The organism is Bombella mellum, from assembly GCF_014048465.1.
GTDB classification, from domain to species: Bacteria; Pseudomonadota; Alphaproteobacteria; order Acetobacterales; family Acetobacteraceae; genus Bombella; species Bombella mellum.
In genome coordinates this window covers 1-14,329 of record NZ_PDLY01000007.1, presented here as the reverse complement: position 1 = coordinate 14,329, position 14,329 = coordinate 1, and the positions used below count along the sequence as shown (strand labels likewise).

The following is a 14,329-nucleotide window of genomic DNA, read 5'->3' as shown; positions in this document are numbered from 1 at the left end:
CTTTTCACGACTTGGCCAACCACAGTTTCTTTTTCACCAAGACTAACAGTATATTCTGTTGCATGTCCTACCAAAGTAGACTCAAGGGCCGCCCACAATCCCACCGGCCACTGCCGCAATGTCGCTGAACAAATTGGCAAGGCTTGTCATCAACGTTCCCTTACTGCTGCCCGCCAAAGAAGACTGCACCCTCCTCCAAGCACGCGATACCCAGTAGGACCACCACTCACACCGCAATAGCTGAATATGCTATCTTGCATCTGCTTCACACTCTGCGCCACAGCCCTAGACACGACCGAAGACACATCAAGGCTAGTACCATACCCAGCACTTCAGGCTGGACCCGATAATCGTAGCCATGTTTCTGACCTTCAGAGCTAGACCTCCCTAACCGGCACTGACTGCCGAAGGTCAATCTGTGCCATCCCCCACATTAGGATCACGGGACTTGCCATATCCAACCGAGGTCCGGCTCCCTATGTGAAAGGAAAAACTACATTACAGATTACAATAAAAAAGGCTGAGTTCCCGTTACAGAACCCAGCCTACATTCTGAAAAACAGAACAGCCTTCACTCACCATCAAGTGAAAGCAGCTTGTCGTAGGGCAAGTCCACATCGAACCCTACACCATGCTCATTTAAAATACGCTCTAATTCCTTACGAAAATCGGGAAACACCCTTGTCTCGACATCTTCCTCCTCGTCGAGGCGAAATTTCTTGGCTAATTTTTCACCATATTCAGTTAATTCGAAATAATAGCTATCCCATGTCATGCTGCTTCTATCAAAAAACAGTTCTTTTAACACAAGACGTATATCATCTTGAGTGTGCCAACAATGAATCACTCCAGATATTCCCAATCTTGTCAAAGCTGCCATCGCTTTTTCGTACCACTCCTTTTCTGTACATCCAATTTTATAACTGACATAAAGACCTCCCATAGACGGCATAGAAGAATCTCCCCCAACCAAAAGATCTGCTATACAATCCTGATAGAACCAAATAAATTCGTCATCAGATATAGTCATTACTCCACCTTTCTCTCTATTTCTTAATCTGCCGGAACTTTATTTTCAGATTCCCGCTCTTGATAAAACGATCGACGTCTGGATGCCCCCTTACCCCAAAGGTATAAGTACTTTTATCTATTATATTACCAGAAGATTTACCATCACGTATATTGGCAATTCTCTCATCAGAAAATATTGTGATATGGAACTCTGCTCACCATCTCCGCCCAATTCTGTCATATATACAGCACCATAGCCCAACCTCAAGCCAAGAGATTCAAGTAACGGAAGATCAAAAATCTCCGGATTCGGAAACTTATTCGATGTCGGAAGCGGGAATCCCAAATTTGCAAACAAGCCCGATGACGGACAATAAAAAACTTTCTTATTCCAAGAACTATCAGAAGATACTACCTAAAAATTTACACTGCCTGACCTCTGACTACTATTGAAAAACGTCCTCTGAGAAGGCACACCAGCCGCTCCCGGAGTATAAGCCATATTTAAGGCATCATAAAACTTCTCTGCACCCATCAATACTGTTGTAACAACAAGAGGGAGCCCAGCAGCATTAACAAGAATATCATCCCTAATTCCGACATCACAGCCTGATCATACTACTAGATGGTTGATGCTGGCGAGGTCCCATTCAAGGCGTTGACTGTAACATTGTCCAGTCCTGCCACAAGCCTGCCAACTGCCTCCAATATGGCCCGGCCCCAGTTGTTCGTTGCACCGTGCTCGTCAAAACCCTGCACGCCATGGCTGTAGAGCTTGTCCGAAACACGCCCCATCACCTCACCGACGATCTGCGTGCTGCTGGGCAGACTGAACAGTTTCGAGAAACCAGTATCAACGACCGTACTCAGCCCCGTACCCAGCTGATAGGCCCCCTGCATGGCATTGAAGGTCCGCAGCACGGTACTGCCCTTGGCCTGGCTCGCCGCAAGAGCGGACTGCACCCTAGACCCGGTGATCATGGCCGCATTCCCGGCCTTCAGTGTCAGGTCACCCTTGCCGACACTTTACCGTACCGGAGGTCCAGCTCGTCCCATCCCCCGCATCAGGGTCACGGGACTTGCCATAACCGACGAACGTCCAAGACCCTATGCGGAAGGGAAATCGGTATCATGATTTACAATAAAAAAACCGGGTTCTCATTACAGAACCCAGCCTATACCATAAAATGTGGAATACCCCTCATTTGCTATCAAGTGAAAGTAACTTATCGTAGGGCAAGTCCCCATCAAATCCTACGCCATGCTCATCAAAAATACGCCCTAACTCCTTACGAAACTCTTCACAGACATCTGCAACAACCTTTAAACGGTTCTCTTCATCAAAAGATATAAGGAATTTCTCTACCATATTCACAGCAGACTCGGTTGGAACAAAAAAACAATCCATCCAAATCTTTTCATCTTTATTAAGGAACATATATTTTAAGAAATTCATAATATCGTAATCAATGTTACACTCAATCTTACGACCAAGAATACGACGATAAATTAAACCAGACGCCCCAAACCGGGTCAAAGCCGCTATCGCTTTCTCATATAACTCATCTTCATCCATATCATAAGAATAATAATTTGTAAAAAAAATATCACCATCCCCATCAATAACAATACTCTCAAGAAACTTTTGATAAAATCTCAAGAAATCATCATCAGATACACTCATAAATCACCACTACTATTCATTTTTCAACATGAATAATCTTGAACTTCACTTAACCATATGGATGATCCAAGTCAATAATCTCAATGCCGTCTGGTGTTCTAAAACTTGCTTTCTTGACACTACGCCAACCGACATACACATCTTTCCTCTTTTTTATATGCTCCCCCATTTTATAAATATCTCTCAACCGTGCCGTCGCACGTCCCCTATCCACTGCATCCTAATCAATAACCCGATCACTCTTGCGATCTAAGAAGGAGACCACTTTTTTCAAGCCAAGCAACGATATCCCTATAAAATTTCTTGGCAAATTCTTCAGAAGGTTCATTGGTCAATATTTCTCGTATATCCTCATTATCCCCTTTTTCACCCTATAAAATCTCCTCCTAGCCCTGTGAGCCAGAAAAGGTACATCCTCAAACTCCAGCTCACCCTCATCCTTAGTATTAAGAAGTGGCTCCTGCGTATCCACCACTTTTGATGCAGCTGCATTAGATGCGTTGTCACCTGCCCCTCCTGAAACAGTCTTCTCAGACTACTCCGGTGATGATGATGCCACCAGCATTACTCTCGGCAATTTTACCTACAGGATCATCCTGCCTGACACTTTTTACAACCTGACCAGCTACAGTTTCTTTTTCGCCAAGATTGGCAGTACCTTCTACTGCATGACCTTCGGCAGACCCGAGTTTCTCTCCAATTGCAGCCATAAACTGGGCCTTGGCAAGCCTTTCGACAGCAGCATCACCAAATTTGAGGACCGCTCCCACCACAGCACTCTTCGCAAGCCAGAGCGAGCCGATAATCATAGGAGACACAACAACAGATGTATCGATACCTTCTGTATCATGATTTACAATAGAAAAGACCGGGTTCTCATTACAGAACCCAGCCTATACCATAAAATACGAAAACCCCTCATTTACTATCAAGTGAAAGCAAATTATCATGGGGTAGGTCCACATCAAATCCTACACCATGCTCATCAAAAATACGCTCCAGATCCTTACGAAACTCTTCGCAAATATTATTGATAACCTGCGGATCATTCTCGTCATCGAGATAAATAAGATACTTCACAGCTAAACCCTTACCAAGAACGGTAGGAATAAAATAACAATTAAGCCAATTCTCTTCACTTTTATCTAGAAACATTTTTTTCAGAATAATTCTAATATCGAATCCATCCCTACGATAATAAATCAGCCCTGAAAACCCCAATCGAGTCAAAGCTGCCATCGCTTTTTCAAACCATATCTCCTCAACTACATCCGCTCCAAAACAAATCAGCTGTAAAAGACATGTCACCATCACCTTCAGCAACAATGACTGCTAAAAAATTCTGATAAAATGTAAAAAAATCTGCATCAGATACATTCATAACCTATCCCTAATATCTATTTTTAATATTTAATCGGAAAAATATAAATATCATCTACTAACACTCTTTTCTAGCATAAATAATTCTCCCAAACGTACCCACCGAGTTAAATTTTTCATTTGATAAAATAGCTGAAAATATAATATTTCCAACCTCTTTTAAGAAAGAGCTTGTGGCTATTTTTTTCTTAATCCTATAAAAATTCATTTTTACATTACCCTTCGAACTTTCATCAAAAGCGAATGTTACATGTATGTCATTCCCGATAAAATTAACCGATACAAATCGTAAATTTCTATGCACCTCCCCAAGTAAAGCTTGTGATACCCCTACAAGCCTCATATTCCTTTCACGTTGTGAAATCTGCATTCTACCCTCACTGTGTAAACTTATAAATCCAATACAAACATACTATTCTTCATACCTCATATAAATGATATATGGGAGAGTCTCTATTTCACAAAGCGGTTCCTCCGAGAAAAAAATTCTATCTTCTATATCTGATGCATCTTCCAAATTAAATGCAGCATCAATTTCTGTAATCACGCAATCCATCTCCTCAATATCCTCATCATTCACAGGTCTATCTAAAACCATATGTACTCTAATAACTAAATCCTCACCATAATCTGCGGATATTAAACGAATTTCAGGGTATATTTCTCCTAAAAATGCTGTCATAATACATAAATAAACATCCGGTATCATTTCTATAGACATAGATTCCTCTCTTCTTAGCCTTTACCAAGGCAGAAAAATTCATAATACTTTTTATTTATTTTCCCATCCCTTTGGGGCTGCTGGAACGATATGTGCACCTTTCTTAGACACATGTATACTACCTATAGTAGTGTCATAGAATTTTCCTTCCCCCTGTGTATATTCCCCGATTTTTTTATTAAAATCAAACTTATATATAGAGTCCCTAGGACCCATACCTAAAAAATCATATTTCCTCGACAATGCTCCTTCCAACAGTTCCACTGGGTCTACATCCGAAGACATTATAGATCTACCTGGAATGTAATCATTATGACCTACAATATGCTTCCCCTGCTTTCCATCATGAATACCTTTTCCTGCTGCTTTCTCGTTAAATTCTAAAAACTGTCTGTCAATTTCCTCTAAATCTGAATTACCACCTTTACTTGCCTCTATAGCCTCTAATAATAGAGAGGAATTTTTTCCTATATTTTTAAATGCAGGGTCATCCTGCCTGACACTTTTTACAACCTGACCAGCTGCAGTTTCTTTTTTGCCAAGATTGGCAGCACCTTCTGCTGCATGTCCTGCCAAAGCAGCCCCAAACTCCTCCCCAGTCACAGCCATAAACTGGGCCTGAGCAAGCCTTTCGAAAGCATCCCCACCAAACTTGAGGATCACCCCCACCACAGCACTCTTCATAAGCTGGAGCGAGCCAGTAATCACAGGAGCCACAACAGCCGATGTATCGATACCAAAGGTATCCAAACCTGCTGATCCCGCCTGGATAGCAGCAAGATATGGATGTCCTTCCTGCTCCAACCTGCCAGCCAATGTATAACCAAAGGCAGTTCCAGGTGGGCCTGGGATCATGGAGCCCCCCGTTAAAGCAATATCAAAAGCCAAAGCTTCGACTGCATCTGTATTCGAATTTTTTTCCTCGTCCTCTTCCTTCTGTTCTGCCTCCTTCCCACGATGAGCACTATCATTATACTGCTCGATGGCCGCTGCTGCCGCTGCACCAGTCAGCGCACTGACTGAGGCACTGCCCTTACCTGCAACCAGTCCTCCAACAGCCCCACCAGCCGCTGCGGCAGCACTGCTGAACATGTTGGCAATACTGTCATGCAGCGTACCGTCGCTGCTGCCCGTCAGCCCCGTCGCCACGGCCTCCGCCAATGGACGGGTCGTCGCTGCCGTCACTTTCCCAGCCAGCGTACCCAGACCAGCAGCAGCCGGGCTCCCTCCCGTCAGGGCCGCAATACCGGCTGCCCCACCAGCCTCGATCAGGTCACGGGCCACCTCCCGGGGAGAAAAGGCACTGCCAGCCTCCTCTGGCGGAAGACCCTCCGCAGCACGGGCCTTGTCATCCCTCTCCTGATCCTTCTGGAAAACCGTGCCAACAATCTCGCCAACGAGCTGTGTCCCCAGAGTGCGGGCCTGCATCTGGTTCTGGAGCTTCTGTGCGTTGAATTTGTTGTCTATCGCCCCGTTCGCATGGGCAACGTCACGGCTCAGATCGCCATCAACCGTCGTCGTATTGATGGTGATGTTGTCACCGACGGCAGAATGGCTGGCCGTCTTCTCATTGTGGTTCTGTCCACCTCCCAGAAGAGACATGGAATTCGCCGCCATCCCTTGGCCAACCTGACCAAGCCAGCCCGTGGCGTCACCCTGACCCGCTCCACCAAGGCTCGCCTGAAAGCCCGAACTCTCAAGCTGCCAGCGGGACACGTTCTCCAGATTCCGGGAAATCAGGCTGCCCGTACTGAAGTGATTCTTCTCACGGGACGCCACACTGGAGATCACGCCAGCCGTCAGCGTCGTGTTCCCGGCAACATCAATCCCGACACCCTGTTCCCCCGCATACAGACCGGAGAGCACCTTCCCGGTGGAGGCAAAATGATCCGTCACGACCTGATGCTGAAAACTGGTCCCGCCCGCAGCTCCGGCAGGATTGTTCAGTGGTACAGAAACCTGAACCCCCGCAGATGTGCTCACGCTGCGGTAGTCATACGTGTTCTGCGGGCTGATGATCTCAAGTTCCGCAGCCTTCACGTCAATCCGGGGGGCACGGACTTCCGCCCCATTCAGCAGGGTCCTGGCACCAGAATGCAGCGTAACACTGTTTGTGCCATCCAGCGTCGTATCAACCGCCGTAGACTGATGACTCTGCTGTTCCTGGCTCTGATGGCTCGCCCCCGCCGTGACACCAAAGCCTGTCTGGGGGCCTCCAATCTCATATTTCACGCCAATGGAAGCACTGGTCTGTGTCTTCTTCGAATAGGTATTTACATGGTCCCAGCCAGCCAGAAGATTGATGTCTTTCTTTGCATCGAACGTGATATCCTTCGCCGAAAAGCGGGCTGCGGTCACACTGATCGACCCGTCATCCGCAGACCCGGGATGATCTCCCCGGGCAATGATCGAAAGACCATTTCCTGCAGTGGCCGCGCTGCCCACTACGGTGCTCTGATCCTCAACCGCATGACTCTTTCTCTTGTTGAAACCGACACTGGCCTCCACCCCGATCAGTGCCATGTTCATCGCATCAAGGCTGCCAACATGCTGCAGGTTATCAGCACCCTGCTGCAACGTATAAAGGGCCTGACCACCATTCATGGCTGCAACCATGCTGCTGCCCTGCCCTTTGGCCTTGCTCGCAGCCAGGGCAGACTGCACGACCTGCCCCACGATGGAATCAGACGTCAGACCGACAGAAACACCGACAAAAAACTGCTTCTGATCCTGCGTCTGCTTAAGCGTCTGCTCAACCGTCTTGAAGGCAACCGAAGACGCATCAATACCGATGTCATGCCCCGCACTCAGGTTGGCCCCTGTGATCGTGGCTGCGCTCCCGGCTTTCAGGGTCAGATCACCCCTGCCCGCACTGACAGTGCTGGATGTCCAGTTCGTACCAGTTCCCGTATCGGTATTGTTGGATTTGCCATAACCGATGGAAGTGCGGCTCCCGGTATGGAAGGACAGACCACTTTTCTTCTTCTGGTAATAGGAGGCCGCCGTATTCTGGAACGCATCAACGCTCAATGAACCACCAGACGTCAGCGTCACATCCTGCCCACCACTGACAGTGCCTTTCACGGACAGATCGCCACCGGCACTCATCAGGATGTTGTCATTCGCACCGACAAGGCTGCCAATCCCGGTCGTGCTGTCCTTGCTGGTCGTGACGGTTTTTTTATTCAGGAAGCCCTTCTTGACGACCCTGCTGTAGCTGTGATCCTCATCCGTCATGGCCTTCAGGGCCAGATTGCCCTTGGCCTGAAGGAAAGCGTCCTTTCCTGCCATGACGCCAGACCCGGCAAGATTTATGTCGCCTCCCAGAGCCGCCAGAGTGACCGTTCCATCACCCATGACGCTGGACCCGATGTTACGGACAAAGCTGCCCGTCTGTGTGAAGTGACGCCTGGACACTCCACCCGCCCCATGTGTCGAGAGGGCGTCAAGATTGATGTTCTGTCCGGCCACAAGGGTGGCGTCCCCGCCAGCCTTGAGCGAAGCCCCCTTGAAGAGGATGTCCTTCGCAGCACTCAGCCGGGCATTGCCACTGGCCGTGATCGTACCCTGCTGGCCCAGTGTCTGCTGCGTCCCTCCGACAATCTGGTCTGTTCTCAGCTGGCTGTCATTCACGACAGATCCTGCAAGGCTGGCAAGGGTCACATCGCCACCCGAAATGCTCCCGCCATCATTCACGAGATCACCCTGAGTGGCCACGAGATTCAGGGCCTTGCCGGATGCCATCGCTCCGCTGTTGCTTATGCTGCCCCCCTGAAGAGACAGGTCATTCCCTGCGGAAATGACGCCGCCATTGGCCAGCTTCACCTTGCCGGGAGCCAGATAAAGCTTCGGCACCAGAACCGTCTGTCCATTCACCGAGACGGGAACATACCAGACGATGTTGTCCGTCAGCCTGGACTGCTCATCCGACGTCAGGGCCTGCCCGAAGGTCAGCCCCAGCTGGTCAGACTGCCGGGACGCATTGTCCAGCAGTGTCTGCATCTGCTCATTGGCTGCCTGATAGCTTCCACCCAGGAAGGTCTGGCCCGTGGCAGAGACAATCTGCTGCTGCACGTACTGCGTATCGAACCCGCTATCCCCCAGGAAACGGTAATCCCCCATGGAATGGCCCAGCCGCCCCAGCAGATAGTCCGACCCGTAAAGCCCCGCAAAGGTCGCATAACGTGGGTTGGTCTCCAGCAGATAATGCACCGAAGGCGACGGATTGGGCACGAAAAGCGTCCCACCACCCGGGATGGACGCCACGACTGCTTTCAGGTCCGCAGAAGGTACATAAAGCACGGTATTGGCCGGGGTCTTCCTTGAAACTCCTCTTCCTGCCAGTCTTCCACCAGCTGACATGGATGGATCGGACTGACTGGCCAGATGACCTTCACCACCGGCCTGACGAATGGAAGACGATGGAAGGGAATCGTTTGCTCCCGCAGAATTCATGAACGGCTCAGACCGGTCGGAAAGCGTTCCACCCCCATTCGTCTGATGTATGTCCGAAGAAGGCAGGGAACTCTCTGCACCCATGGGAACAGTCGCACCACCCGTCAGTATTCCACCAGATGTCATGGACGGGCTGGACTGACCGGGCAGCGTGCTACCATCCACCTGATGAACAGTCGCACCACCCGTCAGTGGTCTGCCAGACATCATGGACGGGCTGGACTGACCAGAAAGCGTGCCACCATCCACCTGATGGACGGTCTCAGACGACGGCAGAGCCTCTGTCCCGCCCTCAGGAATGGACACCCCACCAGCTGCCAGTGACCCGGACACAGACGTGCCTGTCGGCTTCCATTCTCCCGCAGATACGCTGGAAGGCGATACCGCCACTGTTGCACCACTGAAACCGGGAAGTGATGCATTTTCATTCCACGCAACCGGCGTAGGTTCCACTAATGGCCGACCAGCAGGATTCAGCTCTGATATTGACCCTGAGCTTGCACTCCCACTGATTCCGTCAGCCCCTTTGACATTCCTGAGAGACCTCCCAGACAACCCGGCAGGAATGGAGCTGCCAAAATCCGAGGAAACTTTACCTCCATCGTTATAATAAGTAACGTTTTTTATATCTCCCTTAATATCTCCAATAATATTATTTCCAGCTACAATAGTTCCACTATACGGTCCTGGTACCGTGATGATCCCTCCCCAAGGAACATATGACTCTCCCTCTACATGGGACTGAATTGGTACCGTTGAATGACTGCTATCAAATGTTGCCCCTCTGCTATCCCAATAATAAATACCATAGCTACGCGTGATGTTGTATCCAGAGTTGTCGAGACTGGCACCCTGCAATGTCAAATCATGACCAGCAGCTATATGCCCAGCTTTATTATTTATTCTTCCATCTGAAGAAAATAATATGTCATTCCCAGCTGATATTAAAGGAGATGCATTACCTTTATCAGAATCATCCATCTCAATATATGATTCTGTCATTAAAACCTTGTATGAGCCTCGATTTACCGTCTTTCCTCCTTTACCGGCCCAAAAATAAATATAGCCTTTTCCCTGATTTCCATGCTCATCTAACAAGCCTTCAGGGACATCAATCCTTCCGTCCCGTTCGTCCCCCTGCATATGGTCAAAAACCATATGATTCGATTCTGATGGTGTAACAACCCGAATATTTCCTATAATCGAGTTCTCGATATCATGAGATTTTATGAAAATGTCACTCTGCGTTCCATCAGCACGAACCAGACCAGACTGATTCAGAAATGCTGATATATTTCCCTGATCATTATTCTGAACCAGTATGGAACCATTCCCCGCAAGGATGGCTCCCTGATGGTTGGTCAGCGTGCCGGGCAGGGTCGTGACCAGCCCTGTCGCCCCATACAGCAGACCGGTATTGTAGACATCACCTCCGGAATAAACGGTCAGGATGCCACCATTGGCCATCAAGGCCCCATCATTCCGTATGGAAGACGCCTGCACCGTCGCATTGCGCCCGGCCAGCACGCCAGCTCCAGAAGCAACATGGTAATCACCCAGAACCGTTACGGTTACGTCACGTCCAGCCTGAAAAAAAGTGTCGGCATCGGGTGTGTAGGTTGTTACACTCAGGTCCTGCGGTGCAATGAGCGCTCCGAAACCATGCAGGTTGGTCACCGCAAGGCTCAGACTTCCTTTTGTTTGGAAAGTTCCCACTGACCCGTCAGGGCCAACGGCCACATCAGCAAGTTTCCCCGTTCCTCCGTCAAGAAACAATCCGTGCGTGCCAGACTGCTGGAGAATCTGCCCACCGGCATTGTCGAGATGTTGTGCAGAAAGGTGAAGAGCACCATTGGCCTGTATGGTGCCGCCCTCATTATGAAGGACATCCATGCCATTTCCGCCAGCGGCCATAAGATTCACACTGCCCGAAACAGCATTGATCAGGCCACCCCGTCCATTATCAAGACCTGCTGCCGTCAGCTGCACATCCCGTGCCGCTTGAATGGTACCACCATGATTGTCAAAAGACCGCTGCGGTGTGGAAAGCTGGACACTCCCCTGCGTACTGAGAATTTTCCCCTGCTGGCTGTTGTCAAAAACCCCCGAGACAACAGTGACATCACCCAGCCCCTGCACAAGCCCCCCATGATTGCTCACGGTGTCTGCGCTCCGCACGACCACACGGCCTGCATCAGAGATGATGCGTCCGTCATCATTGGTCAGAGACTGACCCTGTACGGTCAGATCGCCTCCAGAACTGATCTCGCCACCACTGTTATCAATCCGGTTCCCGGAGAGGGTCTGCCCCTTCTGCCCGTATATCTGGCCACCATTCCGGATATCTCCGGAAACCGTACCATTCAGCCAGCCGGAAGACACCACCTTCCCCTGATTGTGGAGATCCTGTGCCTGGATGACCAGATCACCACCCAGCGTCCCCATCACCCCATCATTTGTCAGCTGACCCTGCCCGGTCAGGCCCATGCTTCCCATGGAAAGCAGAGTGCCAGACGTCACGATGTCACCCACCGACTGCACCGTCAGGCGTGAATCCTGCCCCTGGGCCTCAATCACACCCTGATTATTCAGGCCAGTCCCACCCAAGGCCAGAGTCAACGGACCATTGCTGGACACGACCTGCCCACCGGCTGCAAGAGACAGGCCGGCAGACTGTAGACCAACCCCCTGACCTCCCATCAGCAGCCCCTGCACCACCAGAGGAGAACTGGCTGAAATGGAGAGATATTTCGATGATGCTATGACAGAATGAGCATCATCCTTCAGACCTGAAAGTCCCAGCGTAACGGCCCCGGATGCCTTCAGACTCCCGGCACCGGTCTCCAGAGCCGTCATCTGATCATCAGCCACCCTGACACCCAAAGCATCCACAGCATCATTGACCGTCAGATCACCACCGAGAGCCAGAATTTTCCCACCATTATTGACCAGATGGGTCGCAGCAATGGTGACGTCATGCCCGGCCTGCATGCTGCCCTGGGTATTCTCAATCTCCGCTCCATGACGGCCAATGGCCAGGTTTCCACCCGCCTGTAACAGACCATTCTGGTTGAGCAGTCTGTCCCCCTGCACCAGAAGGTCAGTGACGGCTCCGATCTGGCCACCCCTATTGTCAACCTGCCCCGCCTGAAGCGTCAGTCCACCATCCAGAGCCCGAATGTTTCCAGCTGCATTGACGATCCGCCCGGCTGAAAGACGGGCCTCCGGTCCCCCCACTGCCAACAGACCATTGCTGTTGTCCAACGTGCCAGAAAGCTGCCCTGTCAATCCTTTCACGCCATACAGCGTGCCGGAGTTCACCATGTCCTTCGTGCCATTCAGACCGATGGAACCGGCTGACAGTAGCGTTCCTTCATTCCTTACGATGGGAGCCGACAGAATAAGCCTCCCATCAGCATTCCGCTCTTCCACGACTCCCTGATTCCTGATCAGTCCTTGGGAGGCGATCAGGTTCACATCACCCCGATCAGACAGCACATGGCCATGCACACCATTCTGAATGGAAGCCGCCTCCACCGTCAGGCCAGCACTCCCACCCAGAAGACCATCATTGTCCAGCCCGCTCGACAGGGAAAGCGACATGGTCTGCTGCGCTACCAGGCGGGAAGAACCATCAGAAGAATAATGACCGAGGTAAGCCTTCAGATCACCACCAGACTCAAGGCTTCCCGATTCATTCCGCAGGCTGTTCACATTCAGGGTCAGATTGCCATTCCTGTTGAGAACGGTGCCTCCGTAATTGGAAAAATCCTTCACCCTGTCAAAGGTCATTCCATTTTCAGCCTGAAGGATACCCCCTTGGGTCACGACCCTGTCAGCCATCACGGTCATGGCATCTGCGGACATGATTGTTCCGCCATCAAACAGAACAGAGGTCACAATGTTCAGATCAGCACCGGAATTCTGGCCTGCAAGATGCTGTGTCTGCACTGTCCCTGCATTCTTCAGACCATCCTGGCCTGTAAGATTGATCCGTAGTGGAGCTCCCACGCTGACAAGTCTAGCCTGCGCATCATTTTCCAGAGAGGTGGCCTGCATATCAACGCCTGCCCCTCCACCTATCAGACCACCATTGTGCACACGACCCTGAGCCTGCACGTCAAGATGTCCACGACTGCTTAGCGATGCCCCTGCATCCGACTCATACTGACGTATGATCAGAGACATGTTACGGTCAGTCTGAATAACACCACCCTGGTTGGAAAGCGTGCCCACCGTCAGCGTCAGACCCTCGCTGGACTGGATCAGGCCGTTGCTGTTGGAGATGTCACCGCCATGCAGCGTCAGGGACAGCGGACCATCGGCCGCAATCAGCTTCCCGCCATCATTCCGAAGCCCCGTCCCCTCAAGCGACACCGCCCCCTGACGAGCCCCCAGCTCGCCACTGTTGGCCAGCACGCCCCCGCCCGTCAGGCTCAGCCCCGTCAGCCCGACCAGCGACCCTCCATTCTGCAGGCCCCCGTCACCCAGATGCGCCTCGACCTTCTGACCCTGGAGCCGGGATTTCGCTCCCCCTTCCAGTCGGGAGGCCGTCAGCGTCATGTCCCCGAAGGAGGCCAGGACGCCCTCATTATGCACCACACCCGGTGAGCTCAGATGCAGCGCACCCCCCGCCACCAGGCTGGACCCCTCATCCGAGCCATAGCGTCCCAGACGGGCCGTCAGGGTCCCCTGCGCCTGCACAAGACCGCCCTCGTTCCGGAACGACCCGGCCGTCAGATCCACGTCACCTCTGCCGCTCAGCAGCGTCCCACCCTGGTTGGAGAGCGTGCCCGCCGTCAGCGTCAGACCTTCGCTGGACTGGATCAGGCCGTTGCTGTTGGAGATGTCACCACCATGCAGCGTCAGGGACAGCGGACCATCGGCCGCGATCAGCTTCCCGCCATCATTCCGAAGCCCCGTCCCCTCAAGCGACACCGCCCCCTGACGGGCCCCCAGCTCGCCACTGTTGGCCAGCACGCCCCCGCCCGTCAGGCTCAGCCCCGTCAGCCCGACCAGCGACCCTCCATTCTGCAGGCCCCCGTCACCCAGATGCGCCTCGACCCTCTGACCCTGGA

At 51.3% G+C, this 14,329-nt stretch carries 7 protein-coding genes; all 7 read right to left on the bottom strand.

What is annotated here, in order from left to right; translation table 11 throughout:
• Positions 1–571: 571 nt before the first annotated feature.
• Positions 572–1,030, bottom strand: coding sequence for a hypothetical protein (locus CPA56_RS09095; protein WP_182041705.1), 459 nt, complete (start codon positions 1,028–1,030; stop codon positions 572–574).
• A gap of 602 nt (positions 1,031–1,632) precedes the next feature.
• Positions 1,633–1,992, bottom strand: coding sequence for a hypothetical protein (locus CPA56_RS09090; protein WP_182041704.1), 360 nt, complete (start codon positions 1,990–1,992; stop codon positions 1,633–1,635).
• A 220-nt stretch (positions 1,993–2,212) separates the two neighbouring features.
• Positions 2,213–2,695, bottom strand: a complete 483-nt coding sequence (locus CPA56_RS09085) for a hypothetical protein (RefSeq protein ID WP_182041703.1) — start codon at positions 2,693–2,695, stop codon at positions 2,213–2,215.
• A 530-nt stretch (positions 2,696–3,225) separates the two neighbouring features.
• A complete protein-coding gene (locus tag CPA56_RS09080; protein WP_182041702.1) occupies positions 3,226–3,504 on the bottom strand; it encodes a hypothetical protein in 279 nt (92 codons plus the stop codon).
• A 109-nt stretch (positions 3,505–3,613) separates the two neighbouring features.
• A complete protein-coding gene (locus CPA56_RS09075) occupies positions 3,614–4,006 on the bottom strand; it encodes a hypothetical protein (RefSeq protein WP_182041701.1) in 393 nt (130 codons plus the stop codon).
• A gap of 481 nt (positions 4,007–4,487) precedes the next feature.
• The gene (locus tag CPA56_RS09070; protein WP_182041700.1) at positions 4,488–4,796 is read right to left on the bottom strand and encodes a hypothetical protein; all 309 of its coding nucleotides are present in this window, start codon (positions 4,794–4,796) and stop codon (positions 4,488–4,490) included.
• 51 nt (positions 4,797–4,847) lie between these two features.
• Positions 4,848–14,231, bottom strand: coding sequence for a hemagglutinin repeat-containing protein (locus tag CPA56_RS09065; protein ID WP_326831325.1), 9,384 nt, complete (start codon positions 14,229–14,231; stop codon positions 4,848–4,850).
• Positions 14,232–14,329 lie beyond the last annotated feature (98 nt).